Annotated in this window: 13 protein-coding genes; 7 read left to right on the top strand and 6 right to left on the bottom strand. The window is 41.9% G+C overall.

From position 1 onward, the window contains the following. Window positions 1-46: 46 nt before the first annotated feature. Window positions 47-469, bottom strand: a complete 423-nt coding sequence (locus tag MED121_RS05715; RefSeq protein ID WP_009832681.1) for a DUF1240 domain-containing protein — start codon at window positions 467-469, stop codon at window positions 47-49. Then, the gene (locus MED121_RS23605; RefSeq protein WP_009832680.1) at window positions 470-2,311 is read right to left on the bottom strand and encodes a hypothetical protein; all 1,842 of its coding nucleotides are present in this window, start codon (window positions 2,309-2,311) and stop codon (window positions 470-472) included. 692 nt (window positions 2,312-3,003) lie between these two features. Here MED121_RS23605 and MED121_RS05705 point away from each other — a divergent pair. Continuing rightward, window positions 3,004-3,831, top strand: a complete 828-nt coding sequence (locus tag MED121_RS05705) for a helix-turn-helix transcriptional regulator (protein ID WP_009832679.1) — start codon at window positions 3,004-3,006, stop codon at window positions 3,829-3,831. Between the two features lie 78 nt (window positions 3,832-3,909). On the opposite strand, the gene MED121_RS05700 is transcribed toward MED121_RS05705, so the two are convergent. From MED121_RS05700 to dctP, 4 genes are all read right to left on the bottom strand, one after another. Continuing rightward, window positions 3,910-4,743, bottom strand: a complete 834-nt coding sequence (locus MED121_RS05700; protein ID WP_009832678.1) for a carbon-nitrogen hydrolase family protein — start codon at window positions 4,741-4,743, stop codon at window positions 3,910-3,912. 80 nt (window positions 4,744-4,823) lie between these two features. Next, the gene (locus MED121_RS05695; protein WP_009832677.1) at window positions 4,824-6,119 is read right to left on the bottom strand and encodes a TRAP transporter large permease; all 1,296 of its coding nucleotides are present in this window, start codon (window positions 6,117-6,119) and stop codon (window positions 4,824-4,826) included. After that, entirely contained in the window at window positions 6,116-6,676 is a 561-nt protein-coding gene (locus tag MED121_RS05690; protein ID WP_009832676.1) for a TRAP transporter small permease subunit, read from the bottom strand. The genes MED121_RS05695 and MED121_RS05690 overlap by 4 nt, the downstream gene beginning before the upstream one ends. 79 nt (window positions 6,677-6,755) lie before the next feature. After that, on the bottom strand, window positions 6,756-7,781 hold the full coding sequence (gene dctP / locus MED121_RS05685) for a TRAP transporter substrate-binding protein DctP (protein WP_009832675.1): 1,026 nt from the start codon (window positions 7,779-7,781) through the stop codon (window positions 6,756-6,758). Between the two features lie 1,110 nt (window positions 7,782-8,891). On the opposite strand from dctP, the gene MED121_RS05680 reads away from it, so the two are divergent. The 6 genes from MED121_RS05680 to MED121_RS05655 all read left to right on the top strand — a co-directional run bounded on the left by MED121_RS05680 (window position 8,892) and on the right by MED121_RS05655 (window position 16,428). Further along, window positions 8,892-9,677 (top strand): enoyl-CoA hydratase/isomerase family protein, encoded by a 786-nt coding sequence (locus tag MED121_RS05680; protein WP_036179446.1) that lies wholly within the window; start codon window positions 8,892-8,894, stop codon window positions 9,675-9,677. Window positions 9,678-9,679: 2 nt separating this feature from the next. Then, window positions 9,680-11,854, top strand: coding sequence for an acetate--CoA ligase (locus tag MED121_RS05675; RefSeq protein WP_036178800.1), 2,175 nt, complete (start codon window positions 9,680-9,682; stop codon window positions 11,852-11,854). Window position 11,855: 1 nt separating this feature from the next. Then, window positions 11,856-12,683, top strand: a complete 828-nt coding sequence (locus MED121_RS05670; RefSeq protein ID WP_009832672.1) for an enoyl-CoA hydratase-related protein — start codon at window positions 11,856-11,858, stop codon at window positions 12,681-12,683. Between the two features lie 215 nt (window positions 12,684-12,898). After that, window positions 12,899-13,747, top strand: coding sequence for a 3-hydroxybutyryl-CoA dehydrogenase (locus MED121_RS05665; protein ID WP_009832671.1), 849 nt, complete (start codon window positions 12,899-12,901; stop codon window positions 13,745-13,747). Between the two features lie 11 nt (window positions 13,748-13,758). Then, window positions 13,759-14,538 (top strand): enoyl-CoA hydratase-related protein, encoded by a 780-nt coding sequence (locus MED121_RS05660; protein WP_009832670.1) that lies wholly within the window; start codon window positions 13,759-13,761, stop codon window positions 14,536-14,538. Between the two features lie 42 nt (window positions 14,539-14,580). After that, complete coding sequence (locus MED121_RS05655; RefSeq protein ID WP_036178797.1) at window positions 14,581-16,428, top strand: methyl-accepting chemotaxis protein; 1,848 nt, start codon at window positions 14,581-14,583, stop codon at window positions 16,426-16,428. Window positions 16,429-16,620 lie beyond the last annotated feature (192 nt).

Below are 16,620 nucleotides of genomic sequence, written 5' to 3'. Positions count from 1 at the left end.
TCTCCTTAACATGATAAGCTTTTCAAAGTTTGATATTTTAAAATTTCTACCCGCCGGCAATCCCTGATGACTCTTTACACAAATCAATAGATTTAGCATAAACACGCCAACTACTGGTTGCAGATGTTCGGGATTCTTTAACACATTTAACATAGCCTGCTGCTTCTATTCGAGTGCCGAGGTGATAGCGAGGGAGTAAACTGAGAATCGCAATAAGAACTGAAATTATACATATTATAAGTTCAGCGTTTTTATAAGGCTTTTTGTTCTTTAGTCTAAATATGAAAAGAGGAAAAAAACCAATTACGAGAGGTATAAAAAAAACAATGCCTGCAAAATTCATATAAGATATTAAACGTGTTCTATCGCTTAAAGCTATAAATGGCAGTTTTAACTCATCAAATAAACTCATATAAAAATATATAGCTGTTATTAGGACTAAGACAGTTAATGAAATATAGTTTTTCATTTATTTAAGGACCCTTTCTTTAAATTCCTGAACGATTTTATCTGAAACACCATATTCATTATCTAGGCCATCTATAATAAATCCCAAGGTTAGTGAAGCAAACGCAAAAATTACACCACTAACTAATATTGTTGACCCTAAGGTCATTGCTGCACCTATAGCAAGTCCTGTAACTGCTATCCCCTTAATAATGTCTAGAGCGGAGTAGCCAAAAAAATCTACCATGGTTTTTTCATCATTCACTATTGTTTCAACTAAATTGATTCCAATAGTAAAAATAATATTTACGACTAAACCTGTTTTTAAAAAGCTTTTAGCCATGTTCATGTTGCCTAATCCATACTGGATTGCTTGAGGGTTATTGGCACGCCAACGGTGACCTTTTACTAAGACTTTAAGGTCTCGTTTATAACCACTTATGGTCACATAATCTCGACCCTTTACGGTGGACACAGCGGCAGTCACACCTAAACCCCCAAGTCCCTTTGCTAAGGTATAAGAATCATTCGAGCCTTTTATTGCATCCATCACGCTTTTGATTTTACCTAAAGAATCCTTACCGTCTTTATCTATCCAAAGGTTTTCGGCAAACTCTAAAGCTTCTTCAAATGTCATTATGATCAGATGTTGCGCTTCTTCGCCATATTGAACTTGAATATCAGCAAGATCTATTTTATGTAAAATGCTGTCGTCAGGTGCGCCTGATGCTTGGCTCATTTTTTCTTGCCAATTATTGAATGCCCAATCTGAAGCCTTGATTGAAGCGGTTTCCAGTGGAATCTCGATAGGCACTTTATGATGATATTCTGAATTAAACGGGCGTTTGGCTTTTAACGGGTTAACTAGGTTAGCTAAAGCAGAGGCTGTCCCTGAATAGACATCACAGTCCATATCTGTTGCTGAAGATAATAAGACTTGTGTGCTAATGCGTTGGCTAATATTACCTGTTAGGGTGCTAATAGAATCAGATACCGTATTGAGTGATACATGAGCTTCTGCTTCATCAGATAGACATACACTTAGTTCGATAAGCTGCTCTGGAGACATGCTGCTAATAAAGCGCTGACTGGTACTAGCGAGAAGACTACGGGTTTTTTGGTCATTTAAGAGAAGAATTAACTTCTCCATCGCTTTTGATTCGGCTTTTAAATTAATATCAGTTCGTGCCCCCCAGTTTGCTAAAGAATCTTCTAGAGAATCAATATCACCCGTGATGATGGCCTTTGTTAATGCATTTTGAATCGGTTTATCTGCATTTAAGGCCAATACTGATTTTTCATCAGGTAAATGGGAGAGAATGACATTAGCGAGTTGATTGTCAGACTTCTCACCTAATTCGTTTGATCTTGTAATGCTATGATCATAGAGGCTCAATTGGTCTTCACCGACTCGGTTTTGTGCTAACTCATCAAGGTAATCTAACAACGTATTTTTAGAATTCTCTGTAATATCTTTATGTTCATGCTCTTTTAAGCTTTCAATCGAATGTTTTGAAAAGCGCTCGACTGTTTCATCCAATGCTGACTCAAGAGCGTTATAAGCCTTATCTAATTCAGCATCATTAGCACCGCTATCTCCAAAAGTCACTTTGGCTTTCGCATTAGGGCAGCCTTCAATACAAGCCCATCCCTTAGGGTTCAAGGTGCCTGTTAACGTGGTTTTTGAAGCATCATCAAACACTAGTTTATAGGGAATATTTCCCGCTGGTGTTTTTTCTTTATCATCATAAATTAATTCTAAAATCAGCGGTGCAGGAGGTTGGCCAAAGGATGCTGGCACTTTGGTTTGGCTCACCTCAGGCTCTGGATCTTTTACCACAGGTTCTGATGCTTTTTCTTCCATTGGGGCGGCTGGATGTAAGTTGCCATTTGATTGTGCAGCATAACTTGCACCACTGCCTTTGCTTTCAAAGCGTGAAGCAAGCCTATGGATTGTCTCTTGGCTGACATCAGAACCCGCTAAAGCATTAACAATGTATTCGTCTTTTTCGAAAGTAAAAAGAGGAGCATTTGGTGTTTCATTTAAGATGATGAAATCGCCATTGATGACTTTTTGCTTAACCTGTTCGGGAGTAAGGCTAGTAGGCGTTAACGATTGCCACTGATCATCAGCAAAAGAAGAAAAGTCTGATTCTATTGTTTTGCATCGGTTAATAGGAGTGAGTCAATAGTAGCGAGCTTAAGAGACATTTTGTCCGCATCCTTGCGAGTAAAGCGCGCATTAAAACCGAATTAAGTGAATAAGTTAAAAGAAGTTTTGTAAAAAATGGTGTGGTAAGCTCTGACCTTAAAAGCCTTACTTTATTTTGTTAATGGGTTATTTGCTAACGGGCTTGTCGTCCTTGAAAAAATAAAAGCGAGTAAAATTAAAGGTGTCAAAGCGCCGTATAAAAATTGCTTTAAGGTCATTAAGTTAGCACAATAAAAAGTGTACTATTATTTAAGTGGCTGATGTTTTGATGTTATGCCTCGCTCAAACAGACCCTTGTTTGAGCATCTTTGTTGAGTTGAATCCGATTATGGACCCCATGAGAGATGAATAAACAGAACTTTGCCGATAACCTTAGATTACTCTGTAATTATAAAAAATCTATCTCAGAAGTTTGTCGCGAGTTGGAGATCAACCGCCAACAATTCAATAAGTATTTGAGTGCTAAAACCACGCCTTCTGGTAATAATTTACGCCGAATTTGCGACTACTTTGGTTTAGAAGAGCATGAAATCTACCTGCCTCATGATGAGTTTGAGCAGATTATCAGAGTCAGACCTGCCCATGAATTGAATGTGGCCTCTTTGAACCGTCCAGAACTGCATATCATAGATGAACTCATGACTAACTCGACCATGGATTTGGCTAAGTATGAGGGGAGTTACCATATCTATTATTATTCCACTTCTTTTCCTACTCAGGTTCTTAAAGCTTACGGCATGATTTTTAAAGAAGATGGTCGTTACTTTATTAAGTGGATTGAGCGTTTGTCGCAAAAGGATAAATCCAGTCATAACGATTTTATTTATAAGATCAAAGGCATGGTAACTGGCTTGGGCAATCGTATTTTTATCAGTGGTTATGAGGCGCTTTTACAGAATGAAATGATCCATTTGACCTTGTTTCCAACTTATAAAAATAAGGTGTCATTATTATCGGGGTTGATGTTAGGTGTATCCGGTACCGATGCAAGAGAACCTGTGAGTCAAAGGGTTGTATTTTCTTATCTGGGTAAGCATTATGACCATAGACAAGCTATCAAGGCCTGCGGTATTTTTGAAGAAGACTCTGGGGTAATCGAAGAGCAGATTCGTAAGCATATTAGTAATGATATTGATCCTGAAGAGAAGGTGTTTTACGCAAGGCCTCTCTAGTTTTTTGCTCATTTTAGATGCAAAAAAAAGCCCTTATCAGTCACCTGATAAGGGCTTTTTTGAGATTGTTATTGCTCGCTATTTATTTTCTGAACTGCGTACCGGTAAAACATCATAATCCGCTAAGGTATCTCTGCGATAAGGGATTTCTTTACGCACCTTGCTAATCACATCACGGTCCACCTCGACTAGGTGGAAGGTTTCTTCCTGACCAAATATCAGCGGTTGCACCTTATTATCGACCCAAGGTGGGCAAATAATGGATTGTCCAAAATGATCACCACTTTGGTTAATACTCATAAAGTAGACTTGATTCTCAAGTGCTCGGCTGACGACAAATTGCTTCCAAGTATGGAAGGAAAGGTCTTGCGCAAAGGCGACGGGATGCAAAATCACATCCACAGAGAATTCGCCACATAAGCGTCTGATGAGCTCAGGGAAACGCATGTCATAACAGATGATGATGCCGGCTCTGACGCCATCTACTTCAAATACTGATAAGTGGTTACCTCGTTTGAAATATTTAAGCTCAGCCGCATCGCCATACTCTGCTGTATGTATCTTGTCATAGTGGGTGAGATACTCACCATTTCGACCTAAAGTGACTTGGCTGATGTAGGCATCACCGTCTTCTTCTCGCGGCATACCATAGCAGATAGCCACATTATTCCTGCGACAGAAGTCAGCGAACTTATGGTAGGTTTCCCCATAAAGTTCTTCGCTGAATAGGTGAATGTTCATGAAATTTTCTGCTGAATATTCCATGGTTGATAATTCAGGTAATACCACCAAATCAACTTGTTTATTTATCAGCTCTGTTTCAAGCTTTTTGATAACAGCGTCGATATGTTGCAGTTGTTTTTCACGGCTATCTATCGCCGGAATATTAATCTGACAGGCTAATATACGCATACCAGAATGACTCCATGATGTTTTTAATAAATCTGTTTATTAAAAAGTGCTTAAAAAAAGAATTTCAAACCTTTAATGTGCTAGCCCAAAAGCAGCTCAGGTAAAAAGAGTGATAATTCTGGGATAAAGGTGGTTAGCATCAAAGTAGGTAACCAAGCAAAAATGATAAAGATTAACGTGGGTTTCATCATTTTATTCACAGGTACCTGTGTCACCCTTGCCCCTAAATAGAGTAAAGGTGCAGTAGGTGGTGTGATATTTGCCATACCAAGGTTAACGCCAAGTACAGCGGCAAAGTGAATCGGGTCCATGCCGACACCTGTCACTATGGGAAGTAGAATCGGTGTTGATAATAATAAGCCACTGATGTCGTCCATTAACATACCGATCAAGATCATCACCACATTGACCATTAATAGAATCACAATCGGATTATCAGAGATGGAATACACCATTTCTTGAGCAATACTTGGAATGTCTTCAAACACTAAAAAGCGGCTTACTATCAGTACCATGAAGATCATTACCATGACGACCCCGACGGTAACCCCCGCATTACGCATTGTGTCTAGAAAGCTTCTCCAAGTTAGGCCCTTGTAAACATATATGGCAATAGGAATAGCATAAATAACGGCAATACCCGCGGCTTCTACTGGGGTCATGATGCCACCGTAAATACCGCCAAGAATAATTAAAGGCATCAGAAAAGCAGGAAAGGCTTTAATGGTTCGCGTTTTAAAAATCACCCCAAAATGGTTTACCTTTTCGCCTAAATCCAGATCTAAATCTTTGGTTCTTCTTAGGCAAATGTAGTTCACAATTATCAAGAGTGTGATCAGAATAAGGCCAGGTATGACGGTAGATAAAAAGGCTTTTAATACCGATTGTTGCGCCGCCCAAGCATACAAAATATGTGAGGCGCTAGGTGGAATCAGCAAACCTAGGGGACTGGCACTCACAATAAGCGCGGCGGATAAACCACTCGGGTATCTTGCTTTACGTAAATGGGGCATCATGATGCCGCCAATACACGTCAGTGTGGCGTTAGCACTGCCCGAAATCGAGCCGAAAACACCACTGGCTATGACGGCAGCAGCTGAAAGCCCGCCTCTTAAGTGGCCGACAAAGAGTTCAGCGAGGCTTACTAAAGGCGCAGCGATCTTGCCTTTCTCCATAATGGCGCCAGCAATAATAAACATGGGAATCGCCAGTAGAACCAGGGAGTTCATTTTCCAGTGACCTGTAGGAAGGTAACCTGTGACTTCGTGACCACCCATGATAGATAAAAATATTAATATTCCGCCAAAGGCTAAGGGGACGCTCACACCAATTAGCAAAAGCGTACAAAGAATAAAAAGGGTACCTGCAATAATCATTTTATAGGGTCCTGTAATGCTGTCTGTTGTTTAGTGGTTTCAGGACCAGTTATTAACAGCAGATAAAAATGAAGTGTTGTGTAAATCGTCATCATGAAAAAGCCAAAGAAAATCCCGATACGTGGCACAAGAAAAGGGATTTTAAGGGCGATAGTTGATTGCCAACCTGGGTAAGTTCCGATTTCCTCTAAACACATGAGGACACCCCAATAAGTGACAGTAACGACAATAATGAGCTCTACTGATGATACGAGAATTGAGCGCCACCAAATTAACTTAGGGTCGTGAAGAAAGGACCCAAGAATGTCTGCATTGATATGAACCTTGTCGTGGCTAGCGACCGCAGCAGACATAAAAAACATCCAGAAAGCGATTGTCATCAACCACTCTTCATAAGCAAATAAGTCCGCCCCAAAGCCATATCTGAAGATCACCACAAAGAAAAATGTGAGTGCCATTATAATACCGGATGCGATAATGATGCCGTTCATTAGCTTCATCAATAAATCCAGTGGAATTCGAACTCCAGGGAGTAGTTTGCTTGTGTAATTAACCATGAAATGAGCCTTACTTTAGTGAACTGCGAGCTTGAAATTTGAGTATGGGCGAGAGTTACCCATACTCAAAAGGTACTGATTAGTTATAATCAGCCTTGATACGATCAAGATTAGCTTTACCCACAGTTGGCTCGATTTGAGGCCAAATTTCTTCGATAACTTGTGCTTTTAGAGCCAGTTTCTGAGCATCGGTTGGTACCAATACTTCATAACCTTTATCAACAAGTTTTTCACGATAAATGGCATCATTCTTCTTGTTCATCTCAAACAACTCTGTTGCTGCATCAGAAAATGCTTTCGAAACAACACTTTGTTGTTCTGAGTTCATCTTGTTCCAAGTTTTCTGAGAGATATAGTAAGAAGAGATATCAATAACAGCGTCATTTGCAATGAAGTATTTACCTACATCACTGACAGCAAAGATGGTATAGGTTGCCTGACTAGTACAGCAAATTGCACCATCAACTATGCCTGATTGCAGGGCTGGGAAAATATCACCCCACGCCATGGTGGTTGAGCGATAACCCATCATTTCAACTAGGTTTTTGATTACGTTAGAGGACCAAACACGAATGTTCATGCCTTTCTCGCCGACACCTTCCCAGTTATCAGGTTTTTTGCTTGCCACAATACCGGTGAAACCTTCTGGAATATTTTCCATTAGGTGAATGCCTAACTTATCTAAACTCTCACGCATGATTTGGTTATAAGCCGAGTTCTTGTTACGAACAACGCTGTCCATTTCATCCCAAGAACTAGCAAGGTAAGGAAGGGAGTTAATTTCTAACACTGGGTCTTTGTGAGAATAGATGAAGCCTGCCACCATATCGATATTGCCACGAATGCTGTCTTCAAACAGTTCTTCACCAGAGCCTAGTTGATTGGCAGGGAAAACAGAGACTTTTAAGCCCACATCAGCAGCTTCAATATCTTTTTCAATCTGCTTCATCATCTTGGTGCCCGGATGATCCAAAGGTAGTGTACCGGCAAACTTTAAACGTAGGTCAGCAGCATTGGCGCTCATGGCTGCAGTTAAGGTTAAGATACTTGCACCAGTGCATAGGGTTCTTTGCACCTTTTTGTTCAGTAAATTGAGGTTAAACATCTTTAGATTCTCCAGGAATTGTTTTTATTAAATTTGGCGTAATCTGGCCTTACTCCTAACTGCTAGGCAAAGATTGAAAGAAATTCAATCAAGGTGCTAATAATTCAGGTGTAAGACATAAAGGAACAAAAAAACAGGAAAGTGAGTGATTTAGCTTAAATTTGGTTTCGCATTTCAATCTTGTTACTCGCAATAGGGTTTTAATAAACCCTTGTGACTCATAATTCTGCACTCATATGAGTGAGCTATTAAGGCGTCATAAATAAGTAACTAACATCTGAAAAAGATAAAATTTGATTACCTTCATCCTATGATATGTGAAGCCGATTCTCTGTTTTTATTGATACTTTAATTAAGAGCTAGAGCAAGGTTGATTGCCTTGGCTAACTCTCATCTCACTATAGGCTTGGAGTGAGTGGTCGTTCAATTTCGCCCTCTTTGGTTATGTGAAGCTAGTTTAAGCTCTAGTTGCGTCGGGTGACTTATTGCTAAAAATGACGACTAGGCGATTCTCCTCTCTAAAAACTTAATATTAGTTAAATCTAATGTTCTTTTTTTAATAATTCGGGAAAGTCTCTGGAATGAATGAACTTGAGTAGAAAAAAATTTTATAGAGGGCGTAAATTGTTTAAGTTTTTTGATGCTCAAGTGGCGTCACAAAGCGTCAGTTTTGACCAACCTGCGAAATTGTCTGAGTGCTAATCAGCATCCTATAGTTTACATAGCACGCCAATAACAATAAGACTGCGGGTAAACTGCTATGACAAAACTTGGTGAAATATTAAGTGACATACCGACAAGCATGAGGCTGAAGCCTTCGTGTGTGGGTCATGAGATTGGCTCATTCAATTTATTTCATCCAATTTATCTCGGATTTTTTTGTCAAAAAGTGGTCCTACAAAAAGGTTATTTGGTGAAAGGGGCGACATTTCTTTTATCCGACTTTCAACTCAAAATTCCTATCTTGATGCGCCCCGGTCATTGGAGTCGGCGCGGTAATACTGACTAGTACTGCTCATTTTTCTAATCCCAAATTAACAAGCGACTTTTGCCTTACTTTTTCCTAATAAGGAGAGAAGGGTTGCTTTGATCCAAAAATGAGAGATGACCATGAACTTTGAAACCTTAATTTATAACAAACACAAAAATTACGCCGAGATTCGCTTTAATCGCCCCCATCGTTTAAATGCCGTGGTGGAGCAATTCTACTTAGAACTTATTGAAGCATTACACCTCGCTGAAACCGATGCCGATGTACGTGCGGTATTACTGACTGGAGAAGGTCGCGCCTTTTGTGTAGGGGCGGATATGAAGGAACATGGTGCTGGAGAACGTACCTTAGTTGAACGTCGCCAATACCTTCAGTTGGGCAATGATGTTTGCGAAACCATTTTTGAACTAAATAAGCCTGTGGTTGCTGCGGTAAATGGTTATGCCTTAGGCGCGGGGGCGGAAATGGCCAGTGCTTGTGATTTTGTCATCATGGCAGAGACGGCCAAGATCGGATTCCCTGAAATCAGCATAGGGACCTGTGTGGGTGGTGGTGTGACGCAATTCTTACCGCGTTTAGTGGGCTTGGCAAAAGCCCGCGAACTGATTTTCTTAGGCAATAAGATTGACGGTAAAGAAGCGGCGGCAATTGGCATGGTGACCCGTGCTGTGCCAGATGACACATTAGCAAGTGCCGCGGCAGAGTTTATTGCTGAGTTGTCGACAAAAGCGCCTATCTCCATGAAATTGGCGAAGAAGATGCTGAATAACTCTTCTTTTAACAATCTTGATGCCCAGCTTGAACATGAATTAGACGCGGTCTTTATGTGTACCACGACTCAAGATTGGCAAGAAGGGGTGGATGCTTTTGCACAAAAACGTGCCCCTCAGTTTAAGGGGTGTTAAGCATGAGCTCTTTATCAAATTCACAGGCTAACTCTCAATTAGGTTCACCGTTAGAGAAGGTACTCGCACCGGATTCGATCGCTATTATTGGTGCGTCTAACGATCCAACCAAGCGGGGCTATAAAGCCATGATGGGCTTAATGGATGGAGGGTATGAGGGTGATATCTATCCGATTAACCCAAAAGCCGACACCATTTTAGGCAAAAAAGCGTATGCCTCAGTGGCGATGATGCCACCTCATGTGGACATGGCGCTAATTTGTACCCCAGCGAAAACCATTCCTTCCTTGATCGAGCAATGCGGCGCTATGAAGGTAAAAGGCGCCATCATTCTTGCTAGTGGATTTGGTGAAGTGGATGAAGCCGGTGCCAAGCTAGAGCAAGACGTGTTAGACGCGGCAAAACAAGCGGGCGTTCGCATTATTGGCCCTAATACCTCTGGCCTGTTTAATCTGCATAAAAAGGTCAATCTACTGGCGTTAGATAATGTAAAGCCTGGGGATGTGGGGATTATTTCTCAATCGGGCAACATGCTTTTATCCCTTGCTTTAGAAGCCCAGTCGAATGGCCACATTGGTTTTAGTACCTATGTGGGCCCGGGTAACCAAACCGATGTGGGGTTTGCTGATTATCTCGCCTACCTTGGTGATGATCAAAATACCGGCGTTGCCACCTTTTATGTGGAAGGTTTTAAAGATGGTCGTGCTTTTTTAGATGAAGCAAGAAAGACCAGCCAGAAAAAACCTGTGGTGGTTTATAAATCTGGTAGTACCGAAGCCGGTCAAAAAGCGGCGAGCTCCCATACGGGTGCCCTTGCGGGCAGTTATCAGATGACGGTGGACTTATTAGAACAAGCAGGTGTCAGTGTTGTCGCTAATTCGGATGAGATCTTACCGGTTGCTGAAGGCTTAGGTCTGCTGCAACATGCGTCGGGTAAACGGGTTGCCGTGCTTGCTGATGGTGGCGGACAAGCGACCATTGCGTCAGATCGTATCTCAGAAGCGGGCCTTGAATTGGCGGAACTTGAACCAGCGACCCGTCTTTCTTTAAGCCAAATCCTCTTCCCACAAGCGTCGTTAGTGAACCCGATTGATGTGGCGGGCAGCACCGATGCTAACCCTGGTCTGTTATCAAAGTGCATGGCGATTCTTGCGGCGGACAAAAATGTAGACATGGTCTTTTTGGTGGGCATGTTTGGTGGCTATGGGATTCGCTTTGCTAAAGAGCTGATTGAAGAAGAGCTGCAATGTGCTGATGAGATGATCGCTCTCTCTAAAGAGACCGCTAAGCCTCTGATTATCGATAGCTTGTATGCTCATATCAAACCTGAACCGTTAGAAAGACTGCGTCAAGCCGGTCTACCGGTTTATGCCTCGATCGAGCATGCAGTCAAGATTATGGCAGCCTTGGGTGAACGCGGTGAATACCTAAAATATAACCAGCATCAAGCGCGTAAAGCGTCTTTAACCGTGAATCAAGCCAGTGTCGATGCGCTTGCCAATGCGAAAGCGCAAGGGCGTGACCTGTTTGAGTTTGAGGCAAAAAACCTACTCTCTTCTTATCGCTTGGATGTGGCCAAAGAAATTATCGTGCGAGATGCCGCTGAGCTAGACGATGCTTATGCCGAGTTTGGCGATATTCCGCTGGTGATGAAGGTCGTCTCCAAAGACATCTTGCATAAATCCGATGCCGGTGGCGTGAAGCTTAATTTAACAGGTAAAGACGCACTTTATGCCGCCAGAGAATCCATCTTGGCCTCGTGTTTTGCTTATAAAGCGGATGCGGATATCGAAGGGGTCTTGATTACGCCCATGGCGCGTAAAGGTACCGAAGTCATTATTGGCATGAGCCAAGACCCTATTTTTGGCCCTGTGTTGATGTTTGGCCTGGGTGGCATCTTTGTTGAAATCCTAAAAGACGTGTCTTTTAGAGCGATTCCCCTTAGCCGCTATGACGCGATCACCATGATAGATCAAATCAAAGCCAGCAAGTTGTTTGAGGGGGTACGTGGTGAATTGCCCGTGGATAAAGATGCCTTAGTTGATCTGTTATTGACCGTTTCAGCGATTATTGAAAATCACCCAGATATTAGCGAATTAGATCTTAACCCTGTGATTGCCTATGACAAAGGCTATGCCATTGTCGATGCCAGAATCATAGTTGATCAGGAGAAATAACATGACAGATAAAAACAAAACCAGCAGTCCCGTGTTGCCACATTTAGAAGATGCCAAATTAACCCTTGAAAATGGGGTGGCGGTACTGACTTTTGACCGTCATGACCTGAGAAATGCATTAACAGGTTCAAATCTCATCGAAGACATAGTGACAACCGCCAACTGGGTGAATCACGAAAAAGCCGTGTCAGTGCTGGTGATCACAGGAGCAGGTTCTGCCTTTAGTGCAGGCGGCAATATTTTGGATATGGCTGAGCGTGCTGGGGATTTTGCAGGCGATGTGGCCGAGTGTGAAGAGCGCTATCGTCGCGGTATTCAGCGTATTCCGTTGGCATTACAAGAAGTAGAAGTGCCGATTATCGCAGCGGTGAATGGCCCTGCGATAGGGGCCGGGTTTGATCTGGCTAATATGGCAGATATGCGTATCGCCTCAGAAAAAGCCAAGTTTGGTGAGACCTTCTTAAACCTGGGCATTATTCCAGGGGATGGTGGCGCTTGGTTTATGCAACGTTTGATTGGCTATCAAAAGGCCTTTGAGTTGACGTTAACGGGCCGCGTGATTGATGCGAACGAAGCGAAAGCGCTTGGTATCGTATTAGATGTGGTGACGCCAGATGAGTTAATGCCAGCCGCTTTAGCCTTGGCTGAGCGTATTGCTAGCCAGCCCCCCAAAGCCACACGTTTAACAAAACGTCTCATGAAGATGGCACAACGTACGGAATTAAAAGACTTTTTAGATGTGTGCGCCAGTTATCAGGGTATGTGCCATAACGAACCTGAACACCTTGAAGCCGTGAACCGTATGCTCGTCGTCATGAATAAAAAGTAATCAAAAAGCAATGCAGAAATAGACATAAAAGCAAGAGACAGATTTCGGTCTTGGTAACCTTTTTTTCCTTCTCGTTCCCTTAGCTTAATACGAGAAGGCCTTGGTTACAGGGAGCATGGCGTAATGCCATGCACCTTTTTTAATTCTCAACTTTGTTGGCGAAACATAGCAAGAAAATAAGCTAAGTAGGCCAATAAATAAGTAAGGAATAGATAATGAATATTCAGCAAATCGGGGTAGTGGGTGCAGGTCAAATGGGCTCAGGTATTGCCCAAGTCTGTGCACTGGCGGGCTACCAAGTGGTGATGTTTGATTTAAATGGTGAAGCCCTTGAAAAGGCATTATCTGGTATAGCGGCCAGCTTGCAAAGGTTGATTAAAAAAGAAAAGCTCACCACAGAACAGATGCAAAGCTGTTTAGCCAATATCTCTGCTTCAACAGAGCTAAATTCAATCGCAGAAGCGAATTTAGTGATAGAAGCAGCCAGTGAACAAGAAAACGTTAAACAAAGCATCTTTCGTCAGCTTGATGAAATATGTGATCCCGCCGCTATTTTGGCGACAAACACCTCTTCTATTTCTATTACCCGTCTTGCTGCGGTAACGAAACGCCCTTCACAGGTGGTAGGCATGCACTTTATGAACCCTGTGCCTGTGATGGCCTTGGTTGAAGTGATACGCGGCTTACAAACCAAAGATGAAGTATTCGATCGGGTTACGCTAGTTTCTAAAGTAATAGGTAAAACCCCAGTGGATGTGAAAGATTCCCCAGGTTTTGTGGCTAACCGTATTCTACTCCCTATGATCAATGAGGGCATTTTTTGTCTACATGAAGGCTTGGCAAAAGCAGAAGATATCGATGAGGTGATGAAATTAGGCATGAGCCACCCTATGGGGCCTTTGGCGCTAGCAGACCTGATTGGTTTAGATACCTGCTTAAGTATCATGCAGGTGTTGTACTCAAGCTTTAACGATCCTAAATATCGCCCTTGTCCATTGTTGGTTCAAATGGTGGATGCGGGTTATTTAGGGCGTAAAACAGGCCGTGGCTTTTACACATATTAGGAGCTGTGGTGATGGGGTTTAAACATATTTTACTTGATCCTGTTGATGCAGGGATTATGTGCTTAACGATTAATCGTCCTAAGGTGCTAAACGCGCTAAATAAGGCGACCTTAGAAGAGATAAATCAGGCCATAGATCAGCTGGAAGTAGATAACAATACGCGTTTGTTATTGATCACTGGCGCGGGCGAAAAAGCCTTTGTTGCAGGAGCTGATATCGAAGAGATGAGTCAGCTCAGTGCCCTTGAAGCTAAGGCCTTTTCGGCCTTTGGTTTATCCGTATTAAGGCGTTTAGAGAATGCGTCTTTTCCTGTGATTGGCTTAGTGAATGGTTTTGCGCTGGGAGGAGGCTGTGAATTGGCCATGAGCTGCGACCTGATTTTAGCGTCAGACAATGCCAAATTTGGACAACCTGAAATTAACCTAGGCATTACCCCAGGATTTGGTGGTAGCCAGCGATTAACACGCCTAGTTGGTCGACCCATGGCGTTAGAACTCTTGTATACGGGGCGTATTTTTGGGGTTGAAGAAGCCCTAGGTTTTGGCTTGATAAACTATGTTTATCCGCAAGCCCAGCTCATGGAAAAAGGCCTTGAAATGTCACGGGAAATCGTGAGTAAAAGCCGATCATCCATCCAACTAATTAAACAACTTGTACAAAGGGGACAGGACCTCCCGCTTGATAATGCCTGCATCATGGAAAGTGATCAATTTGGTTTGAGTTTTTCAAGCCCAGATCAAGCAGAAGGCATGGCGGCATTTTTAGAAAAAAGAGCCCCACACTTTAATTAATAAATAGCTATTTATTCAATGTGATAAATGCAGGAGAAGCCCATGATGTCATTTCACTTAAGTTTAAAACACAAGCTCTATATCGTTATTACCTTAGCGTTATTGGGCTTCTCCTTGCTGATATTACTTTCATCGAATGTGCTTAATACATTAGAGGTGGCCTCCAAACGGGTAGATGATATTCGTAATGATGCAAATCTTCTTAAAGACCTGCAAATTGAAGTATTGCAAATTAATCAAAATACCAATGAAGAAAGGCTCAGAGCTTTACCTGAAACCTATAAGGATCAACTAGATCAAATTGTCCAAAAGACTGAGATTAAACAAGCTGAAATAGTCAGTGATATTCAGTTATCTTTGAGGGCTTTTACAGAGAGTCGTTTACTTTGGATCGCAGAAGATAAAAAAGTGGGGGCCAGTGCTGAAGAAGGCTTAAGGGCACAAATGCAAGCGAGTTTTAGCGCCTTAGAAGGGGATTTATTTGCTAACTTTCGTAAGCCTTTTGCCGAGCTAGCGCAGAGTTATATAGCCTTTATGGATCAAAGAAATGAGGCTGAAAATCAAAAGGTTAAGCTTGCCTTAGCCAACTTCAAATCATTGACTTATGAGATGGAATTTGAAGAACTCTATGGCGATAAGATCAGCGAGATAGAAAGCCTATTAGCCGAGCTTTCAACTGGCATTTTTAGCATGAATGAGCAGGCTAAAAAGGCCCAAAAAGCCTATCAAGCCTTGGCCAAAGGGGTGCTTTTATCTAATGCCTATTTTGCCGAACAGCTTACTTTAGCCAAACAAAATGCCACCTTAGTCAGTGACCAAGCTCAAACCCAAATAGTCAGTATTGCCCTTGCCGTTGCTTTGTTGGTGGTTGGCTTATTGATTGCTATTAGTCGTAGTCTAGTGGGGAGTTTAGGGCGCATGTCTGGGGTTATGTATCAATTGGCAGAAGGTGATTTGACCCAAAAGCTCGCCGTCAATCAAGGTCGCAACGATGAGCTAGATAAAGTGGGCGTAGCGGTCAATGATATGACTACTTCATTAAACAATGTACTTAATCGCGTTAATCAGAGTAGTCAAACTCTAGATAAAGGTGCCCATGATTTATCCCATAAATTAAACCTTATGCTGGATAAAAGTACGGCTACAAATGAGCAAGCAGGCTCAGTTGCAGTGGCAACTGAACAAATTAGTACAACCATTCAAAATATGGTTAGCGCAACCGATGAAGCCTTGCAGAAAACCAACTTAGCCCAATCATCTGCTGAACAAGGGGGCGAAGTGATTACCAATGCCATTGGTAGCTTAGGGCAATTAGCAGAAGTCTTTGATCACCTTAATCAGCAAGTGGAAGAGCTTGAAGGTACCTCTCGTAAAGTCGATGGTGTGACTGAAATGATTAACGGTTTGGCTGAGCAAACTAATTTATTAGCCCTAAATGCTGCCATTGAAGCTGCTCGAGCAGGAGAACAAGGCCGAGGCTTTTCTGTCGTAGCAGATGAAGTGCGAAGTCTTGCCGAGAAAACGGTGCATGCGACCCAGAATATTAATGACATCATAGGTGCTATGCACACGAGTATTCAATCTCTATTAAAAGTGATGGAAGCAGGCAGTGGTCATGTTGAAAATGGAAAGCAGCTAGGGGATGAAGCCGCAACAGCCGTAGGGCAAATTAAACATTTGGTGGTTGATGTGAATCAGAGTAATCAAGCGCTTGCCACTAGTATTGAAGAGGCTTCCAAAGCAACTCAAGTTATCGCTCAAAGTATGGATCAAGTCGCAAATAATGTGTCGGAAAATAAAGCACAAAGCCAAGAAGTGCTGGATTATGTAGAACAGGTAAGTGATAGGGCGAAAGATCTATTAGTTATGGTGGGTAAATTTAAGATTTAAGATTTTAAAATATAAAAAAACAGAGATTGTTTGTAATAAAAAATTACAGTTTTAATTATTTTATGAATTAAAAATCATATTTAAATAATGTTTTTAATATATTTCTTAAAAAAGAAATGTATAGGTTATCTATGTCTATTTATATTAGTCACTTCTTAAGTGGCTATTTTTTTAATGTTAAGTTTTGTGTAT

Origin of the sequence: Marinomonas sp. MED121 (genome assembly GCF_000153025.1) — a bacterium.
Taxonomy (GTDB): domain Bacteria; phylum Pseudomonadota; class Gammaproteobacteria; order Pseudomonadales; family Marinomonadaceae; genus Marinomonas.
This window is presented reverse-complemented; position numbering and strand designations above follow the sequence as displayed.

Bases quoted from the DNA above. Each gene is read 5' to 3' on its own strand.
- MED121_RS05700 (WP_009832678.1), bottom strand. From the start codon at position 4,743: ATGCGTATATTAGCCTGTCAGATTAATATTCCGGCGATAGATAGCCGT.
- MED121_RS05670 (WP_009832672.1), top strand. From the start codon at position 11,856: ATGACAGATAAAAACAAAACCAGCAGTCCCGTGTTGCCACATTTAGAA.
- MED121_RS05675 (WP_036178800.1), top strand. From the start codon at position 9,680: ATGAGCTCTTTATCAAATTCACAGGCTAACTCTCAATTAGGTTCACCG.
- MED121_RS05680 (WP_036179446.1), top strand. From the start codon at position 8,892: ATGAACTTTGAAACCTTAATTTATAACAAACACAAAAATTACGCCGAG.
- MED121_RS05660 (WP_009832670.1), top strand. From the start codon at position 13,759: ATGGGGTTTAAACATATTTTACTTGATCCTGTTGATGCAGGGATTATG.
- MED121_RS05695 (WP_009832677.1), bottom strand. From the start codon at position 6,119: ATGATTATTGCAGGTACCCTTTTTATTCTTTGTACGCTTTTGCTAATT.
- MED121_RS05655 (WP_036178797.1), top strand. From the start codon at position 14,581: ATGATGTCATTTCACTTAAGTTTAAAACACAAGCTCTATATCGTTATT.
- MED121_RS05705 (WP_009832679.1), top strand. From the start codon at position 3,004: ATGAATAAACAGAACTTTGCCGATAACCTTAGATTACTCTGTAATTAT.
- MED121_RS05690 (WP_009832676.1), bottom strand. From the start codon at position 6,676: ATGGTTAATTACACAAGCAAACTACTCCCTGGAGTTCGAATTCCACTG.
- dctP (WP_009832675.1), bottom strand. From the start codon at position 7,781: ATGTTTAACCTCAATTTACTGAACAAAAAGGTGCAAAGAACCCTATGC.
- MED121_RS05715 (WP_009832681.1), bottom strand. From the start codon at position 469: ATGAAAAACTATATTTCATTAACTGTCTTAGTCCTAATAACAGCTATA.
- MED121_RS23605 (WP_009832680.1), bottom strand. From the start codon at position 2,311: ATGGAAGAAAAAGCATCAGAACCTGTGGTAAAAGATCCAGAGCCTGAG.
- MED121_RS05665 (WP_009832671.1), top strand. From the start codon at position 12,899: ATGAATATTCAGCAAATCGGGGTAGTGGGTGCAGGTCAAATGGGCTCA.